Source organism: Rubrobacter aplysinae (genome assembly GCF_001029505.1).
Taxonomy (GTDB): domain Bacteria; phylum Actinomycetota; class Rubrobacteria; order Rubrobacterales; family Rubrobacteraceae; genus Rubrobacter_A; species Rubrobacter_A aplysinae.
Window position 1 is genome coordinate 401,884 of record NZ_LEKH01000001.1, and the last position, 16,936, is coordinate 418,819.

17 protein-coding genes are annotated in these 16,936 nt (G+C 68.2%); 6 read left to right on the plus strand and 11 right to left on the minus strand.

Going from position 1 to position 16,936, the window contains the following annotated elements; genetic code table 11:
- Positions 1-190: 190 nt before the first annotated feature.
- Together ppgK and ABD53_RS16745 are read left to right on the plus strand one after the other, a co-directional pair.
- Positions 191-940 carry a polyphosphate--glucose phosphotransferase gene (gene ppgK, locus ABD53_RS02085; protein ID WP_047864021.1) on the plus strand — a complete coding sequence of 250 codons (750 nt, stop codon included), beginning with the start codon at positions 191-193 and terminating at the stop codon, positions 938-940.
- A 71-nt stretch (positions 941-1,011) separates the two neighbouring features.
- Positions 1,012-1,572, plus strand: a complete 561-nt coding sequence (locus tag ABD53_RS16745; protein ID WP_152670524.1) for a hypothetical protein — start codon at positions 1,012-1,014, stop codon at positions 1,570-1,572.
- A 119-nt stretch (positions 1,573-1,691) separates the two neighbouring features.
- On the opposite strand, the gene ABD53_RS02095 is transcribed toward ABD53_RS16745, so the two are convergent.
- On the minus strand, positions 1,692-2,327 hold the full coding sequence (locus ABD53_RS02095; RefSeq protein ID WP_160309599.1) for an NUDIX hydrolase: 636 nt from the start codon (positions 2,325-2,327) through the stop codon (positions 1,692-1,694).
- Positions 2,328-2,441: 114 nt separating this feature from the next.
- Entirely contained in the window at positions 2,442-2,948 is a 507-nt protein-coding gene (locus ABD53_RS02100; RefSeq protein WP_047864023.1) for a GNAT family N-acetyltransferase, read from the minus strand.
- A 302-nt stretch (positions 2,949-3,250) separates the two neighbouring features.
- Between ABD53_RS02100 and ABD53_RS02105 the strand changes: the two genes are divergently transcribed.
- Positions 3,251-4,657, plus strand: coding sequence for a hemolysin family protein (locus ABD53_RS02105; RefSeq protein WP_235401238.1), 1,407 nt, complete (start codon positions 3,251-3,253; stop codon positions 4,655-4,657).
- Between the two features lie 399 nt (positions 4,658-5,056).
- Here the strand turns inward: ABD53_RS02105 and ABD53_RS02110 are convergent, their stop codons facing one another.
- A complete protein-coding gene (locus tag ABD53_RS02110) occupies positions 5,057-6,910 on the minus strand; it encodes an ABC transporter ATP-binding protein (protein ID WP_160309600.1) in 1,854 nt (617 codons plus the stop codon).
- 167 nt (positions 6,911-7,077) lie between these two features.
- On the opposite strand from ABD53_RS02110, the gene ABD53_RS17140 reads away from it, so the two are divergent.
- Genes ABD53_RS17140 through ABD53_RS02125 form a run of 3 tightly spaced genes read left to right on the plus strand, consistent with a single transcriptional unit; the run spans position 7,078 to position 8,283 of the window.
- A complete protein-coding gene (locus ABD53_RS17140; RefSeq protein WP_047864024.1) occupies positions 7,078-7,479 on the plus strand; it encodes a PleD family two-component system response regulator in 402 nt (133 codons plus the stop codon).
- Positions 7,476-8,054 (plus strand): NUDIX hydrolase, encoded by a 579-nt coding sequence (locus tag ABD53_RS17145; protein ID WP_047864025.1) that lies wholly within the window; start codon positions 7,476-7,478, stop codon positions 8,052-8,054. The genes ABD53_RS17140 and ABD53_RS17145 overlap by 4 nt, the downstream gene beginning before the upstream one ends.
- A 40-nt stretch (positions 8,055-8,094) precedes the next feature.
- Positions 8,095-8,283: a hypothetical protein gene (locus tag ABD53_RS02125; RefSeq protein WP_152670526.1), complete on the plus strand. Its 189-nt coding sequence runs from the start codon at positions 8,095-8,097 to the stop codon at positions 8,281-8,283.
- 97 nt (positions 8,284-8,380) lie between these two features.
- On the opposite strand, the gene erpA is transcribed toward ABD53_RS02125, so the two are convergent.
- From erpA to ABD53_RS02165, 8 genes are all read right to left on the minus strand, one after another.
- Entirely contained in the window at positions 8,381-8,725 is a 345-nt protein-coding gene (gene erpA, locus ABD53_RS02130) for an iron-sulfur cluster insertion protein ErpA (RefSeq protein ID WP_047864165.1), read from the minus strand.
- Between the two features lie 132 nt (positions 8,726-8,857).
- On the minus strand, positions 8,858-11,065 hold the full coding sequence (locus ABD53_RS02135; RefSeq protein WP_047864027.1) for a transglutaminase family protein: 2,208 nt from the start codon (positions 11,063-11,065) through the stop codon (positions 8,858-8,860).
- Between the two features lies 1 nt (position 11,066).
- A complete protein-coding gene (locus tag ABD53_RS02140) occupies positions 11,067-12,374 on the minus strand; it encodes a DUF58 domain-containing protein (protein ID WP_047864028.1) in 1,308 nt (435 codons plus the stop codon).
- Positions 12,375-12,380: 6 nt separating this feature from the next.
- Complete coding sequence (locus tag ABD53_RS02145; RefSeq protein ID WP_084709183.1) at positions 12,381-13,421, minus strand: AAA family ATPase; 1,041 nt, start codon at positions 13,419-13,421, stop codon at positions 12,381-12,383.
- 281 nt (positions 13,422-13,702) lie between these two features.
- Positions 13,703-14,227, minus strand: a complete 525-nt coding sequence (locus tag ABD53_RS02150) for an HNH endonuclease (RefSeq protein ID WP_053057559.1) — start codon at positions 14,225-14,227, stop codon at positions 13,703-13,705.
- 90 nt (positions 14,228-14,317) lie between these two features.
- Positions 14,318-15,406: a DUF1611 domain-containing protein gene (locus tag ABD53_RS02155; protein ID WP_053057560.1), complete on the minus strand. Its 1,089-nt coding sequence runs from the start codon at positions 15,404-15,406 to the stop codon at positions 14,318-14,320.
- Complete coding sequence (locus ABD53_RS02160; RefSeq protein WP_047864030.1) at positions 15,403-16,416, minus strand: dipeptide epimerase; 1,014 nt, start codon at positions 16,414-16,416, stop codon at positions 15,403-15,405. The genes ABD53_RS02155 and ABD53_RS02160 overlap by 4 nt, the downstream gene beginning before the upstream one ends.
- A gap of 63 nt (positions 16,417-16,479) precedes the next feature.
- On the minus strand, positions 16,480-16,887 hold the full coding sequence (locus ABD53_RS02165) for a DoxX family protein (protein WP_047864031.1): 408 nt from the start codon (positions 16,885-16,887) through the stop codon (positions 16,480-16,482).
- Between the last annotated feature and the right edge of the window lie 49 nt (positions 16,888-16,936).

Genomic DNA, 16,936 nt, shown 5'->3' on the forward strand with positions numbered 1-16,936 from the left:
TGGTAAGCTCAAGTGCTTCCGGCGTATCGCCACTCGTTACGATAGGAAGGCCCTGTACTATAAGTCTTTCGTGTATCTGGCAGCTTCTCTAATGTGGCTATGATCCGCAAATGTCGATTCTGCCTAGGGTACGATGGTTGTTGATTGAGTACGGTTGGGTCGCGCCGAGCTTACTCGGGGAAGGAGTATCATGCAGGTTTTCGGACTCGATGTCGGCGGCTCCGGGATAAAAGGGGCCCCGGTGGACACGCAGACGGGGGAGCTCCTGGACGAGCGGGCGCGGGTGGGCACGCCGGACCCGGCGACCCCGGAGGGCATAGTAGAGGCCGCCGCCGAGGTAGTCTCCCGCTTCGGCTGGAACGGGCCGGTTGGCTGCGGATTCCCGGCGGTAATGAAAGGCGGCGTGGCCCACACCGCCGCGAACATAGACGAGCAGGCGGTGGGCTTCGACTTCGGGGGCGCGCTGGAAGAGGCGCTGGGGTGCAGGGTGGGTCTCGTAAACGACGCCGACGCCGCCGGTCTGGCCGAGGCACGCTGGGGGGCCGCCCGGGACAACAACGGCCTGGTCCTCGTGCTCACCGTCGGCACCGGCATCGGGACGGCCCTGATCTCGGACGGCACCCTGGTCCCGAATACCGAGCTCGGCCACATAGAGCTCGGGGGCCGGGACGCCGAGAGCTACGCCGCCGACGCCGCCCGTAAGCGGGAGAACCTCGGCTGGAAAGAGTTCGCCGGACGCTTCAACGAGTACCTCGGAGCCATGGAGCGGCTCTTCTGGCCGGACCTCATAGTGATCGGCGGCGGGGCCAGCAAAAAGGACGAGAAGTTCTTGCGGCGCCTCGAAGCCCGGGCCGATATCGTACCGGCCGAGATGCTCAACACCGCCGGTCTCGCCGGGGCGGCCCTGGCCGCCGCCGACAACATCGGGGCCCCCGCGTAGCGGGTTCCCGGCCGGTGAGTGCTCTGGTGTAGAATCCCCGGGTCATCCTGGACAGCGACGCGAGAGGACCCGTGGAAGCGTTGGAAGATGCGGCTTCCCCCGGCATGCGAACAGGCATCCTGGCTGCCAGGACACTCGAACGGGCCTGCCGGGAACACGAGCCGCCCCCCGGCGACGCCCGGCTCGGGCTCTACCTGAATTCCGTGCAAGACCTGGCCCGGAGCCTGGGACTGGAGCTCTCCGCGCTCTCGCAGAGTGCCGGTCTGGAAACGCAGGGCCTCACACCTCCGGGAACCGTGGGAAGTTCTACAAGTTTGGGCAACTCGGGAGGCTCGGGAAGTTTGGGAACGGCGCTGGTAAGTGCTGCGCTGCTCGCGGCGGACCTCGCGACCCTCGCCGCCTGCACGGCACCGGAGCTGCCGCCGGAGAGCGCCGGTTATTTCCGGGCTATAGAGGCCTCCCGTCTGGCGGCCGCCTCGGCTCAGTCAATGGTCTTGGAGCACCGGGCGTTTTGGGCCGCAGGCTCTTCAGGAGAGCCCGGGGATTACGAGAAGCGGGATCTCCGGGGGGCCGAATGGCGGGCCAGCCTCGTCTCCCGGCAGATCGAGGACATGCTCCGGGAGGAGGATTAGGCGCGCAGGATAGCCCGGGGAGCCGTGGGCGGAGGTTTCGGGGTTCCGGCGTTTGACACTCGGAGGCTAATCCGGCATCCACGACGCCCCCGCGAACCCTCCTACGATGCCCTACGGGACTACGAGACCCGGAAGACCTCTCCCGGATCCTCCCCCGCGAGGCGCGCCGCCGCTGCCCGGGCGACCATTAGCGGGTAGCGGTCGTCGTTTGGTACGAACTCCTCCAGCGTTACCGGAGTCCGCCGGACCGCGCCTCCGGCGGCCCACTCCTCGGCCATTATCTCCCCGCCGCTGTAGAGAAGCTCGACGTCCGCCAGCCGCAGCTTCAGCAGCGCCTCCACCTCCTCCTTCTGGAGCCGCACGTCCCCGGGCTCCAGGCTCTCTATGAGGAGGAATACCTCGTGCAGCTCGCGGTCGGTGCCGAGGGGTATATCCTGCTCGACCCGCCTGGAGCCCAGCGGCACGAGGCGATCCGGCTCCGGCGAGATACCAAGCTCTTCCTCGACCTCGCGCAGGCCGTCGAGACCGGACTCCCCGGCCGACAGATGTCCGGCGGCGGTCGTGTCGAGCCTGCCGGGCCAGTTCTCTTTCTGCGCCGCCCGGCGCTGGACGAAGAGATGCGGCCCCGCTGCGCCGGCTCCGGGCGAGACGATCCAGCAGTGGAAGCACCGGTGGTAGAGGCCCCGGCGGTGGGCCTCGCTCTTCCGTACGGTCCACCCGGCAGACTCGCCGGAGGGATGGAGCACGTCGACCATCTCTTCGGTATCTCCAGCCTCTCCGGTATGCCTCATACTCTGGAGGTTAGCAGAGAGTTATCAGAGAGTTGGTAGAGAGTCGCCGGTAAGTCGCCGGGGAAGCGGGCGTAGAGTCTAGCCGGCCAACCGGAGCCCGAGGTAGACGAGATCGCGCTCCACCCCGTCCATCTCCGCGACACGGGGCATGTGGGCCCAGCGGGAGAACCCGAAGCTCTGGAAGAGCCCGAGGCTCGCCTCGTTGTGGGCGAAGATGCCGGCGATCAGGGTCCGTATCCCGAGCCCCCGGCCGTGGCGCACCGCCTCGCCTACCAGCAACCGTCCGACGCCCGCCCCGCGCCACTCCTCCGCTATGTACACCGCGACCTCGGCGGTGGCGTGATATGCGGGCCTGGGATGGAAGTCCCCCAGGGCGATCCAGCCCGCCGGTGCGCCGCAGGCGGCCTCCGTTCCGGGCTCGGCAACCCACACCGGTCGGCGCGCGTCCCGGTCAAGAAACCAGCCCCGGCGGGTCTCGACGGACACGGGCTCGGTATCCGCCGTGGCAACGCGGCCAGGGACGGTGGAGTTGTAAATTCCGACTATCCCCGGCAGGTCGTCCAGGGTGGCTTCGCGAACGCGCATCTTCTTCCTCTTTCCTGTTCTTACTGTTCTTGGTGTTCTTGATGTTTTGATGTTCTTGCCGCCGCCGGGGCCGGGTTTTACGGTAGTGCTTGCATCCGGTTTGTCAAAGCCACCGGGATGGTATAGTTTGCCAGTATTATTATGGATCTGGTGGATCTCAGCGAGACATCGAGTATCAGCGCGCTCCCCCACGGGGGGCGCTACCGGCATCGCCGTAATAGCCGTAAGACCCGGCCCCGCCAGATCTCCTTCCGTGCAGTTCTAGTCTGGGAGTAGCCCTGGAAGCCGCCATATTACCTAGCGTGAAGATACTCGCCTCCCTGCTCCTGGTGGCGCTCAACGGCCTGTTCGTCGCCGCGGAGTTTGCGTTCGTCAGGATACGGGCGACCCAGGTAGACCGCATGGTGAGAGAGGGCAGGACCTCGTCGAACCTGGTCCAGACGGCGACCAGCAGGCTGGATCAGTACCTCGCCGTCTGCCAGCTCGGGATCACGATCTCGTCCCTCGGTATCGGCGCTTTGGCGGAGCCCGCGATAGCCCATCTCATAGAGCCCATCTTCGAGAGCGTGGGCGTTCCGGGCGCGCTGGTCCATCCGGCCGCAATCGCCATCGCGCTCCTCATAGCCTCGTTCTTCCACGTGGTCTTCGGGGAGCTCGCGCCGAAGACGCTCGCGATCCAGAAGGCGGAGGGCACCTCGCTTTTCGTCGCGCCGTTCATGCGCTTTTTCTACTATCTGCTGTACCCGTTCACCAAGGTATTCAACGGCACGGCAAACGCCGTCACCCGGGCGTTCGGCGTGCCGCCGGCGGGCGAAGGCGAGGAGTCGCACACCGAAGAGGAGATCCGCACCCTGATAAGCCAGTCCACCCGGCAGGGATTCCTGGAGGCCGACGAGTCCGAGATGATCGGGGGCGTCTTCGAGCTCGGCGACACGACGGTGCGGGAGATCATGGTCCCCCGGCCGGACGTGGTCTCCTTCTCGGCTGATACGCCTCTTAGCGAGCTGGTCACGGGGGCAGCCGCGGGCAACTACACCCGCTACCCGATCTACGAGGGCGAGACCGGGGATGGGATCATCGGGGCGGTGCACGTCAAGGACCTCTTGCGGAGCACCGCGGAGTCGGTTGGAGACACGAACCTCGAAGCCACCCCGGTAGAGAGGGAGATCGTACGCGAGGTTCTTACCGTGCCCGAGAACCGCCGCATAGACGATATCCTGGACGACTTCCAGAAGCGGGAGATCCAGATGGCCGTGGTCATAGACGAGTGGGGCTCTTTCGAGGGGATCGTGACCATAGAGGACATCCTGGAAGAGATAGTAGGCGAGATCCGGGACGAGTTCGACGAGGAGGAGCCCCTGCTGCGCAAGCTCTCCAGCGGAGCCTACTCCGTGGACGGGCGAATCCCGATAGGCGTGGTAAACGAGGCCCTCGAAGCCTCATTCGAGAGCGAGGACTTCGACACCATAGGCGGCCTGGTTCTCGGCCAGTTAGGTCGCGCCCCCGAGGAGGGAGACGAGGTGCTCGTGGACGGACACCTGATGCGCGTGGACGAGGTGGACGGCTCCCGGGTCTCCCAGCTACTGGTGCAGGAGGCGGAGGAAGAGCACGGGGATCATGGAAAGGAGCCGGAGCCCGGCGTCCGGCGCTCCCAGGAGCCTTCCGAAGGGCACGAGGGGAAGAACGACTCCCACGACGAAAAGGATTAACCGCCGACTAGCCCGACTAAGCGCCGGAGGCGAAAGATATGTAGATAATCGCCACCGCTATCGTGATGATTATCGAGACGATCAAGAGCTCTCTCACGTTTTCTCCCCCGTAACTCTACTGTAGAGGCCTGTAAAAAGCCGGTAGCGGCGATGTTACACGAGTTTATACCCCCGTCGGACGGTAAGGGCGGCAACCCGGAAGGCCTGATTATCCCGGCTCATCTACCCGGTAATCCCGCGTTTCAGGAAAAGGGCACTTACCCTCCGCCGGTTCTGCGGGAAATCTCCTCTGGACGGGGCGGTGAGTATCGGCTCTCGGTGGCTCGCTCCCGGCATTCTCCGTGCGTAGCCCGTCTCGGGGCATCGGGAACCATGTCGTTCGTGCTGCGGACTCCGACTCTATACTGGGTTCCGCTCCTCCTGCAGGGAGTAGAGGCGGGCGTAGAGTCCGCCGGCGGATATCAGGCTCTCGTGCGTGCCGCTCTCGGCGATCAGGCCATCCTCGAGCACCAGGATGCGGTCCACGCCGCGCACCAGCCTGAGCTCGTGAGCGATAATGAACGAGGTGCGGCCTCCGGTCAGGGTGCGCCAGCTATCCTCGACCGCCTCGGCGGCCTCGGCGTCTAGACCGGCCTCCGGCTCGTCGAGTATGAGGACCGGTGCGTCGCGGAGCATGGCGCGGGCGATGGAGACGCGCTGGCGCTGGCCGCCGGAGAGGCTCTCGCCGCGCTCCGACAGGAGCGTGTCGTAGCCTTCGGGCATCTCCCGCACGAAAGTCTCCGCCCCGGACAGGGCTCCGGCGCGTTCGATCTCCTCCCTGGTGGCTCCGGGGTGTCCGTAGGCTATGTTCTCGGCGACCGTGCCGCGGAAGAGCATCGGCTCCTGGGGCAGGAACGCGACCGAGTCCCTGAGGGACTTCAGCGTGTACTCCCGGACGTCGCGGCCGTCCAGCGTCACCCGGCCGGAGGTAGGGTCGTGCAGCCGGGCCATGAGGCTGGTCACGGTGGTCTTTCCCGCGCCGCTCACCCCCACGAGCGCGACGCGGCTGCCGGGCTCGGCCTCGAACGAGATCCCACGCAGCACCTCCTCGGTCTCTGTAGCTTCCCTCCCATCCTTCATCCCCTCGGCGGCGTCTCCCCCGGCCCGGCCGTCCCCGGCGTAGGGGTCCTCGTAAGCGAAGCGGACGTCCTCGAAGGCGACGCGGCCCGCGAGGTTGCGGGCGGGCACGGCGTCCGGACGCTCGACTATGGAGGGCTCGGCGTCGAGAAGGTCCACGATGCGCTCGCCGGAGACGAGGGAGGTGCCGATCTGGTTCATCTGCCGCGAGAGGGCCCACAGCGGGGCGAGGAAGAGCCCGAGATAGGTAAACGCTACGGTCAGCTCGCCGGGCGAGAGCTCTCCGGCGAGCACCAGCCGGGCCCCGAAGTACAGCACCAGCGCGGTCCCGAGCCCGCCGACGAGCCCGAGGACTATGCTGAACTTCGCCTCGATGCGGGAGGAGTCCACGCTGGCCCTAAGAGACTCTCGGCTCTCGGTGCGGAAGCGGTCCAGCTCGTGCTCCTCGCGACCGAACATCTTCACGGCCCGGATGCCGGTGATGGACTCCTGCATCACGGAGGTTATGGCGCCCTCCCGCGTGCGCACGACCCGCATCCGCTCCACGAGCGAGCGCCGGTAAAGCCTCACGGCGATAAACAACCCCGGCACGGTCAAGAGCGCGAGCCCGGTCAGCGTCGGGCTCATCCACAGCATCACGACCAACATCCCCACGAGCACGAGCAGGGACGATCCAACCTCGACCAGGGAGTCTATGAGCAGCGTGCGGACCTCCTTGACGTCGCTGGTGACGCGGGTGATGGTGTCCCCCGTGCGGCGTCCGCCGTGGTAGTCGAGGCCGAGGTCGTGGACCTTACGGTACAGCGCGTCGCGCATGTCGAAGACCGTCTCCTGTCCGAGACGGGTCAGATAGTAGCGGCGGAAGGCGGATATGCCCCGGCTCGCCACGGTTATGGAGATCAGGAGAAACGCCGCGAGCGCGAGTATCATTTCCGGCCGCCGGGCGAACTCCGGCAGCCATTGTGGAGGAGGGGCGGAATCCGGGACGACGGAGTTGATCGCTATCGCCAGCGGCCAGGGCTGGGCCAGGCTCGACGCCGTCTCCAGCAAGAGCAACGCGAGCGAGGCTAACAGACCCTTCTTGCGAGGCCTCAAAAACGGCGCAAAGCTCGCGAATATGCCCCTGGTACGGCCCAAGCCGCGTCTCATCTCGGTAAAACGGCCTTTCACCAGGTTAGGATAACGCACGCCCAGGGGTTAAGATGTGTTATTGGCGACTCGCCGGCGGCCCCAACGCCGGTGACCGAGCAGCACGCAAAAGAACGTAAAAGCACGTATAAGAGCGTATACGGGAGAAGCCGGGTTTGACCCAGGAAGCTCAGGATGCACGGGAAAAGCGAGAGACTCACGGGATCATGGCCGCGGTAGAGGATCTCATGTTCAAGAGCAAGATCTCCGAGACCGCCGCCACGCTCGGGGTCGAGGCATCCTTTCCGCGCAGCCCGGAGAAGCTCCTGGACGCCGCCCGCGCCGCACCGCCGAACCTCCTAATACTGGACCTCGCCTCCTCCCGTTTCGAGCCGCTGGAGCTACTGCGCACCCTCGGCTCCGACGAGACTCTGTCCGGAGTGCCGACGGTGGGATTTCTGCCCCACGTCGAGAAGGATCTCGCCCGCGCCGCGAAAGAGGCGGGCTGCGGCAAGATCATGGCCCGCAGCGCCTTCACCAGGGACCTGCCGAAGGTGGTCTCCGGGGAGAAGGTTTGAGCGATTCCGTAAGCCCCGGGAACCTCGGCTGGGAGCTTCTCTCCTCCGAGGAGCTCCATAGTACCCCGTACTTCAGGCTCCGCTCGGACAGGCTGCGGCTGCCGGACGGAGCTGTAAAAGACCCTTACTACGTCCTCGAACGCCCGGACGCGGCGATAATCCTGGCCGTTACGCCCGATAACGAGGCGGTGCTCGTGCGCCAGTACCGCCCCCCGCTCCGGAGCGAGGAACTCGGGCCGCCGGCCGGGCTCGTGGAGGCCGGGGAGGACCCGGAGAAGGCGGCGCGGCGTGAGCTCAGGGAGGAGACGGGCCACGGCGGCGGCGAGTGGGAGCCGCTAGGAGCCGTGGCGTCCTCGCCGAGCCTGAAAGATAACTGGGCCTACCTGTACCTCGCCCGGGGCGTCGAGCCCGTGGGGGAGGAGGACCCGGACGAGTTCGAACGCCTCGTGGTCGAGACCGCGCCGGTCAGGGAGCTCGAAGCCATGATCTCCCGCGGCGAGATAGTCAGCTCCAGCGGGGTGGCGGCCATAATGCTGGGCCTGGCGAGGATGCGAGGGGGACCGGGAGAGCCTTGATATTCTTGATACAGACCACTAGAGCAAAGCGGGGTGCGTGGTGCCGGTAGAGCTACTGCAGTTCGGCGGCCTGGTGGCGGTGATCGCGATCATCGCCCTGTTGTGGTTCGTCTTCGTGTACAAGGCCCGCCGCACCGGAGAGGGAGACGGAACCCCGCGGGGCGGACCCCGCGAGGAGGAGACCCGGCCCGGAGCCGGCGGCGCGGAGGGCAGGGAAACAGAAGAGTAGCCCGGAAATAGCAGAGCCCCGGGGATCTCCCGGGGCTCTGCTAACCTTTGCTAACCAGCGTGGGGCCGGAGGTTTCCCGGCCCGCTTCCGGCGGGCTCTAGCAGGTGAAGGAGCTACCGCAGCCGCAGCCGCCCTGGACGTTCGGGTTGTTCACCGCGAAGCCGGCGCCCATGAGGCCGTCCACGTAGTCGAACTCCGAGCCCGCGATGTAGGGTACGCTCATCGCGTCTATCAGCACCTTGACGCCCTTCAGGTCCAGCACCTCGTCGTCGTCGTTCGTCTCGTCGTCGAAGTAGATCGAGTACTGGAACCCGGAGCACCCACCGGGCCGGACGCCGATGCGCAGGCCGAGATCCTCCTCGCCTTCCTGCTCCATGAGCGCCTTCACCTTCTCGGCGGCGTTGTCGGTCATGGTTATGAGAGTCTCCTGCTGCTGCTCCATTAGCACCCCCTGCAAAATGCCGTAGTGGGCCAATCAAATTAACGATTCGATTATTACACCGCTTACCTCCGAGTTCAATGCAGCCCCCTCGCCGCTCCTACCTCCGCTCCTACCTCCGCTCCTATCCCCCTCCTACCGCCGCCGGAGCCCGCGCGGCCTCCAGCCGGCCCGGAGTCTCCCCGGCGACCGGCGTGAGAGTGCGGCCGAGCCGCGCCGCGCCAGCGAGGCCGGGTTCACCGCGCCCAGGGCGCGTCGCCAGCGCGGCAGCCGCCGACAGGCAGCCAGCGCCCCGGTGTGGGCGGAGAGGAGGTCGGAGGCGGGATCGGGGGCATAGAGCCGTTCGGAGTAGGCGTGGGCCAGGTAGAGGAAGGGATCTTCCGGTAGCCCGGCCCCCCGGGCCAGCCCGGAGAGCGTCTCGGCGGGCGTGAGGGAGGCGGGAGCCGAGGCCTTTCCAGGCATGCCATCCTCCAACCTGCCGGTAATGTCCCTGTAGTAGTCTCCCGGACGGCCCCGGCGCAGGAGGGCAAGCTTTGTGAGCGGGACGGCGACGAGTGCGGCGGCTGCTGCCAGGGCGGCGACCAGCGCGTAGGGGAGCATCCGGGGTCCACTCTCGCCCTCTTCCCGGGCGCCGCCGGAGTCCTCCTGGGGGGTGGGCTCGGAGGATGGGCCGGACTCCACCCAGGGGCTGTTTCCGGAGCCCTCCAGGGCCGGGTTCTGGGCCCGCAGGTCGTCCGCGTAGGAGGCTCCTCCGCCGGAGCTTGGGGCGGGGGCATTCTCCTGCATGGCGTCCGTTACGCCGAGACCGGGGGTCGGGTCGAACGGGTACCACCCGACCTCCGGGAAGTAGACCTCGACCCAGGTGTGCATGTTCTCGCCCCGCACCACGTACTCGTCCTCGTTTACCTCCTCGCCGGTGGTCGCGCCGTAGACCACGCGGGTCGGGACGCCCATCTCGCGGGCCACGAGGGCCATGGAGGTCGCGAACTGGGTACAGAAGCCCTCCCGGCCCTCGCCAAGAAAATGCTCCAGAGCCTGGTCGGCGCGGCGGTAGTCCACGGCGAGGTTGTAGGTAAAGCCGCCGTCGTAGAGCAGGTAACGCTCTATGGCCCGGGCGGTCTCGTAGGGATTGTCGGGAGAGTAGTCCCGCTCGATGGTCCGGGCGGTCTCGGCAATCTCCTCCGGCCGGTCGGGGGGCATCTGCAGAAAGCGCGCCCGGACCGCCTCGGGGTACCCGGTTCCCGCCTCGGAGAGCTGTCTCGTGGTGGGCTGCGGCACCTCGGAGACTACGCCGTACCTCTCGCCCTCCTCTAGCCTGCCGCTTACGGACCAGGAGCCGTCGGCGTTCGACTCGGCGTAGGGGAGGGATACGTCCTGGATGTTGTAGGCGCCGAACACGAGTCCGGTCTCGGCCTCGAGTATCTCGACGCTCTGGCGGACGGTCTCGGTCTCCACGCCGGGGGCCACCTCCTCGCCGTCGCCCTCATCGCTGCCGAGGGTCGAGGACCACCGGACGCCATCGAACTCGTCCAGGGTACCGCCGCGCCAGTACAACGGCTCCGGGCTGCGGACCCGGATCAGCTCCGCATCCCGGCCGGACTCCAGGTAGGGTCCGACGTCGGCCTCGGTGGCCAGCCGCGAGGTCTCGCCGGTCCCGATCTCGGTCCAGTCGAGGAGCGCGGGCTGGATGACGGCCCCGGCGAGCGGCGTCTGGGGCAGGACTAGCGCGGCGGCGGTCACCACCAGCGCGGCCACGACGCCCCGCAGCCCGAGCCCGGCGAGGCCGGGGCCGACGGTCAGGAGCAGCAGGGCCACCGCCGCGGCCAGGAAGACGGCGAAGTACGGCCCCACCCCCCGCTCGAAGCCGACGGTCGAGATCACACCCAGGGTGACGCCCAGGATGGCGACGCTAAAGACCGGGCTCTCCTCGTAGAGTGTCGCGGAGACGGAGAGGCCGGAGACCAGCACCGCCACGGGGGCGAGCAACAGGGTTAGCCCGGGGTGCGCGTCGTACGGTACGGGCTGGGCGTACATCGTGCCCAGGGCCTGCGGCACGTCACGCTGCAAACTCTCCACCAGCCCGGAGCCGCCGGTGAGGCCGAAAGGGTTCAGGGCGGCCGGACCATAGGCCGCGACGACTCCGTACAGAGGCGCCGCCGGTACCATGAGCCAGAAGCGGTACCCGCCGGCGGAGCCCGCCAGCGCGCCTACCAGCCCGGCCCCGAGCATGGTGACGGTGGCCGCTCCCCCGTCGCCCTCGAACAGCAGCCCGAAGGACGCCCCTACCGCGAGCGCCGCCGCGTAGAGTGAGATCCGGGCGACGATGCCGTAACGGGCGCGCACCCTAGACTCCTTGAGCCTCGGAAAGCCCGGAGGCCCCGCTCCCCCGGCGCAGCACCCGCACGCCGGCGCCGGTGCCTCTTATCTCGTCCACGAGCCCTTGCAGCGACGCCTCCCGGTCCCCACTACCCTGCGGACCCGGCGGGTGGGCGCGGGAGGCGAGCAGGATCACGGTGGCGGAGAAGCCGGGGGAGGATAGCTCCCTCAGGGCGTCTACGAGAGCCCTCCGGCCCCCGGGACGCTGGGGCTCGCGTTGGATCAGGATCACGTTGTCCCCGAGGCCGTCTGTATCGGCCTCCTCGCGCAGCGCCTCGCCGCTATCCACGCTACCATCGGCCTCCGCGGCAGCCAACAGCCGCATGGCGGCGTGATACTGCGACCGGCCGCCCGTGGCGCCGGACCCGAAGCTCGTGCAGGAGGCGGCGCGGTCCGTGAGCCGGAGCCGGTACGTGAGCCCGGCCCCGTCCAGGTACGAGACCACGGAGGCGGCGGCCGAGACGGCCTCCTCCACCTCCTCCATCATGCCGCGCCCGGCGGGGACGGTTCGCGGCCCCAGGAGATCCAGCACCACCGAGTACCGCCGTGGCGCGTCGGGGTCGAACTCCTTGACCACCATCTCGCCGGTGCGGGCCACGCTCTTCCAGTGGATAAAGCGCCGGTCGTCGCCGGGCCGGTACTCCCGCAGGCCCGAGAACTCCTCTCCCCGGCTCGCCGGGCGGATGCGGCCGCCCGGCTCCTCGACGCCGCGAGCCGTCAGGAGCCCCGCGACGTCGTGGACCTCCGGGTAGACGAGCACCTCCCTCTCGAGCCCGGCGTCGCGCCGGAAGCGCAGGAGCCCGAAGGGGTCGGTGGAGGCCAGCCGGACCGGGCCTATCGTGTACAGCCCGCGCCGGGGAAAGGACACGGCGCTCTCCACGGGCCGCTCGCCCCCGGCGGGCACGGCGGGAGGCCGGAATACGTGGCGGTGCGGTAGCCGGTCCTCGACCTCGACCCCGGAGAGGTCGAGCCGGGAGCCGTTGGTCAGGCGCAGCCCGACGGTGGTGGAGTCACCGGCGGTTATCCCCTCCGTGCGGGAGAGCCGCCGCTCCGCTCCCAGGGCCCGTGAGCCAACCAGCCCGAGCACGAGGGCGGCCCCGCAGAGACCGATCAGGGCGTAGGAAAGCTGGTAGAACTGCGTGGTGCCGAGGGAGAGCGCGACGCCGAGGGAGCTCAGGCCGACGAAGAGCACCTGCCAGCCTCGTCTGGTGGGCAGCACCCGCACGCGAGGCAGCCCGCCGGATGCCTCGTGCGGGCGGCCGGCCGGGCGGACCAAGCCCGGTTAGACCGCCTCCGGCACCGGCACGGAGCCGAGTATCCCGCGCACGAGCCCGGCCTCCGGCCCCCCGGCGACGCCGGCTCCGTTGCTACTATTGCCGCCGCTGCCCGGTTTGCTGCCGTTAGCGCCGTTGACGCCGTTAACACCGGGGCCGCCGTTCTGGTTCCCGGCCCGGCGGGCCTCGGGGGAGAGGATGATCCTGTGCGCCAGCACGTGCGGGGCCACGTACTTCACGTCGTCCGGGGTGCAGTATGGTCGCCCCTGTATGGCGGCCCGGGCCCGGGCGGCGGCGAGCAGCATGCGGCTGGCCCGCGGCGAGGCCCCGAGGCTTACCGAGGAGTGGCCCCGGGTGGCCGAGGTAACGTCTACTACATAGCGCATCACGGCCTCGGCGGCGTGGACCTCCTCGACGAGACGCCGCATCCCGACGAACTCGTCCAGGTCCACCACGGGCTCTATGGCGTCGAGCGGGTCGGCGGAGAGCCGGAGCATCTCGAGCTCGGAGTCGGCGTCGGGGTATCCGAGATCCAGCTTTACCATGAAGCGGTCCAGCTCGGCGTGGGGTAGCGGGTAGGTGCCCTCGTGCTCGACCGGGTTCTGGGTGGCCAGCACCCCGAAGGGCCGCGGCAGGGCGCGGGAGTCACCGTCCACCGTGACCATGCCCTCCCCCATCGCCTCCAAAAGGGCGCTCTGGGTCTTCGGGGAGGCGCGGTTGATCTCGTCGGCCAGCACCACGTTGGCGAACACGGGACCGGCCCAGAACTCGAACGAGGAGTCACGCTGGTTGTACACGTTGAGGCCCGTAACGTCGGACGGCAGGAGATCGGGCGTGAACTGTATCCGGCGGAACTCCGCCGCGACCGAGCGCGCCAGGGAGTGCGCCAGGAGCGTCTTACCGACGCCGGGCACGTCCTCTATGAGCGCGTGTCCCCCGGCGAGCAGGGCGACCAGCGAGAGCATCGCGCCCTCCCGCTTGCCGGAGATCACCCGACTGACGTTGTCTATTATCCTCTCCGCCGCCTCTGCGAGGCCCTCGTAGTCCAAGCGTATCTTCCAGTCTCTGCCAGCTATCCAAAACGTCCGTGTTAGGTCCCGCGTACTTACCCGCTACCGGAAGCCGAAAAAAGCTCCGAAAAACTCCGGCCCCGGCTTCGCAGCTTGTAAGCTCGTAACAACATCAACGTAGTCGTCCCCAGAGATAGATACCACATCTCCGGGCGGAGAGGCGTAACCGGCGGCCTCCCGGCCCGTAAAAGCCTCTAAAATCCTGAAATCCTAAAAGTCCCTGAAAACCCTCCAAAGACCCTCTAAAAACTCCGAGGCGGTTAGACGGCGGGCTCTCCGTAGAACTGCTCGACGTAGCGGCGCTGCGTCTCGTTCAGTCCCCGCGAGTACCACACCATTACCACGTAGCGCGGCTCTTTGGGGGTGGTCTTCGGGTACATGCCGCACTCCATCGGCAGGCGGTTGGCCTTGCGGGAGTTGCACTTGGTGCAGGCCGTAACGACGTTGTCCCAGGTGTTCTCGCCGCCGCGCGAGACCGGCTTCACATGGTCGCGGGTCAGGGACTCCTTGCGGTTCAGCTCGTTCTGGTGCTTGCCGCAATACTGGCAAGAGTAGAGATCCCGGGCGAAGAGGATGGTGTTGGTGACATGCCGCCTGAGGCGGCGCGGTATCTCGACGAACTTGATTAGCCGGATCACCAGCGGGTAGGGATACTCCTCGTTCTCGGAGCGGAACTTGCGATCCAGTTGCGCCTCGACGATCTCGGCCTTCTCCGAGACGACGAGGACTATGGCCCTCTTGGTCGTGACCAGGGCCACAGGCTCATAGCTGGCGTTCAGCGTCAAGCATTTAGCCACGTCGGAAGTCTAACATACCCGGATGCTTGTCAAACGCGGAGAAGTGTGGAACCGCCGTAGAGAACCGCTTACACCCCGTTAATGCCCTGTTTCACCGGCCGGCGAGGTCTTCGGGGAGGCCAGTATCGCGTCCAGCAGCGGCCCCGTTCCAAAGGCCGGGCCCCGGAACGGGTCGGCCGCCGGCAGCCCGGTCTCGGCGGCGACCCCGTCCACGAACAGCGCGGCGGCCTCCTCGTCGAGCCCGGCGGTGTTGACGCTGACGGCGACGACGGGCGCGGACTTTACGAGACCGGCGACCGCTTCGTAAATGCGGGCGACGGCCGCAGGGCCGGGCCTCGGGACCCCGGGCACTATGGGCTCGTCGGAGGCGTCGGCGCAGAGGAGCAGACAGTCCGGGCACGAGCCGTGCAAGAGCCCGGCCGTTACCCCGGAGTAGGCCGGGTGACCTATGGAGCCCTGGCCCTCGACCAGGATGAGATCCGGCTCCGTCCGGGCGGCTTCCAGCACGAGTTGCTCCGAGGCTCCGGCCACGAAGTCCGAGACCACCGCATCCACGCAGACGCCCCAGCCCGAGATCACGACCCCCGTCTGTCCGGTGGCGGCGAACTCCGTGGAGATACCCCGCTCGCGGGCGGCGCGCTCGACCTCCAGGGTGGCCGTCATCTTGCCGACGGCTGAGGAGGTGCCGACGGCGAGGGCGACCTTCGGCTCCACCGCGAACCCCTCGCCCGAGAAGATCGGCACCTCGGGCGCGTGGCGCACGTCCCACACCCGGGCCTCCGGGAGCTCCGGCGCGAGCCTCTGGTGCAGCCCGCTCACGATCTCGATCCCCTCCTCCGCGGCCTGGCGCAGCAGCCGCATCCAGGGCTCCAGCAGCTGGCCGCCAGGCGGGGCGAGCCCGACGAGGAGCGAGGTCGGCTCGTGGAGCAGCGCCTCTTGCAGGGTGGATACTATCGGGGCGTCGCGCTCCTCGGGGACGCCGCCGATCACGTCGCGGACGCGGCCGCCGGCGAGCGTGGAGTCTATTACCGCCACGACCTCTCCCGGACCGCCGCGCCCGTAGCGCAGCAGGCCGTGGGCCGTCTTCGCGTGGCGGTTCGCGAACCAGCCCTCGGCCAGCACCGCGTAGCGCCGCCGGGGCGCGTCGCCTTCCGGGCGCAGCTTCACGAGCCCTCCGGAACCGGGTCGACGCCCAGACCCGGACGGTCCGGCACCGTTATCTTCGCGCCCTCGTATTCGAGGCCCTCGAAGGGATCATCCGCCAACAGCAGCGCGCCGTCGAGGTCCACGTAGTCCACCAGCCCCGAGACCTGGGTCGCGGCGGCGATCCCGAGCGAGGCCTCGACCATACAGCCGAGCATGACCCTCATCCCGTGGGCGCGGGCGGTGTGGATCATCTCCAGCGCCCCCCGGATGCCGCCGCACTTCGACAGCTTGACGTTCACCCCGTCGGCGTATCCGGCGAGCGGCGGCACGTCGGCCGCGACCAGCGCGCTCTCGTCAGCGATCACGGGCACCCCGCCGGAGGCCCCGGCGGCCCGGCCAAACGCCTCCGGCCCCGCGCCGGCCGGTACCGGCTGCTCGATCATGACCACCCCCGCCCCGGCGAGCTCGCGCACCGCCTCGGCGGCCTCGTCCGGCGCGAACGCCTCGTTCGCGTCCACCCAGACCTCGGCCCCGGTCTCCCGAACGACCTCCCGCACGGTCTCTATGTCCCGCGCCCCACCAACCTTGACCTTGAGGACCGGATACCGGGAGAGCTCCCGGGCCCGGTCGAGGGTCGCCTCGGGCTCGTCTATGCCCAGGGTGTAGGAGGTGGTGGGCCGGGGCCCGGTGAGCCCAAGCAGCCGGTATACCGGCACCCCGAGCCTGCGGGCCGCGAGGTCGTGCAGGGCCGAGTCGAGCGCGCAGAGGGCGCTGGACGGCAGATGGGCGTTCGCCATCAAGGTCCCGCGCAGGTCCCAGGGGTCTCTTATCTCCACGCTTTCGAGGGCTTCGAGGACGCCCCGGGCGTCCTGACCGTAACGCCCGCTCGGGGCCGCGAGCCCGCGCCCAGTGTGACCAGCCTCGCTCACCGTCAGCACGACGTTGTCGAAGGCGTCGGAGGAGCCGCGAGCTATGGTGAACGTACGTTCGGGATGTACCGTGACCGTGTCGGCCCGTATCTGCAGCGTCATCCTTCCTCCCCACTCATACCCGGCCCATTCCCGGCCGCCGCCGCTTTCAGCGAATACCGGAGGCTACCAGAACAGGCCGAGCGCGGCATCCAGACTGTAAGATCCCGCTCCAGCCAGGATCAAGGCCAGCGACACCACCGCGAGCGCCACGTTGTACTCGTATCCGCCGTTCTGGATAAAGAACCCCCGGCCGTCATGCGCCCTCAGCGCGGCGACCACCATCGTGGCCCCCAGCACGAAGGCGGCCAGCGGCGTCAGGAGCCCGAGGAGCACCAGCGCCCCGGCCCCGAGCTGCAGCACCCCCGTAAGCAGCGACATCTCGCGGGCCGGGCGGATACCGGCCTGCTCGAACCGCCACGCCTCGTGCCCGGGGCTGGAGCCCCCGACCCCCGGCACGAGCTTCTGCGCCCCATGCGACACGAACACCAGCGCCAACAGCGCCCTCAACAAGAGCAACGCGAGATCTACCATACCTAAACCCTTCTTTCGGCTAAATTACGAGACGCGGAAAAGGATACGG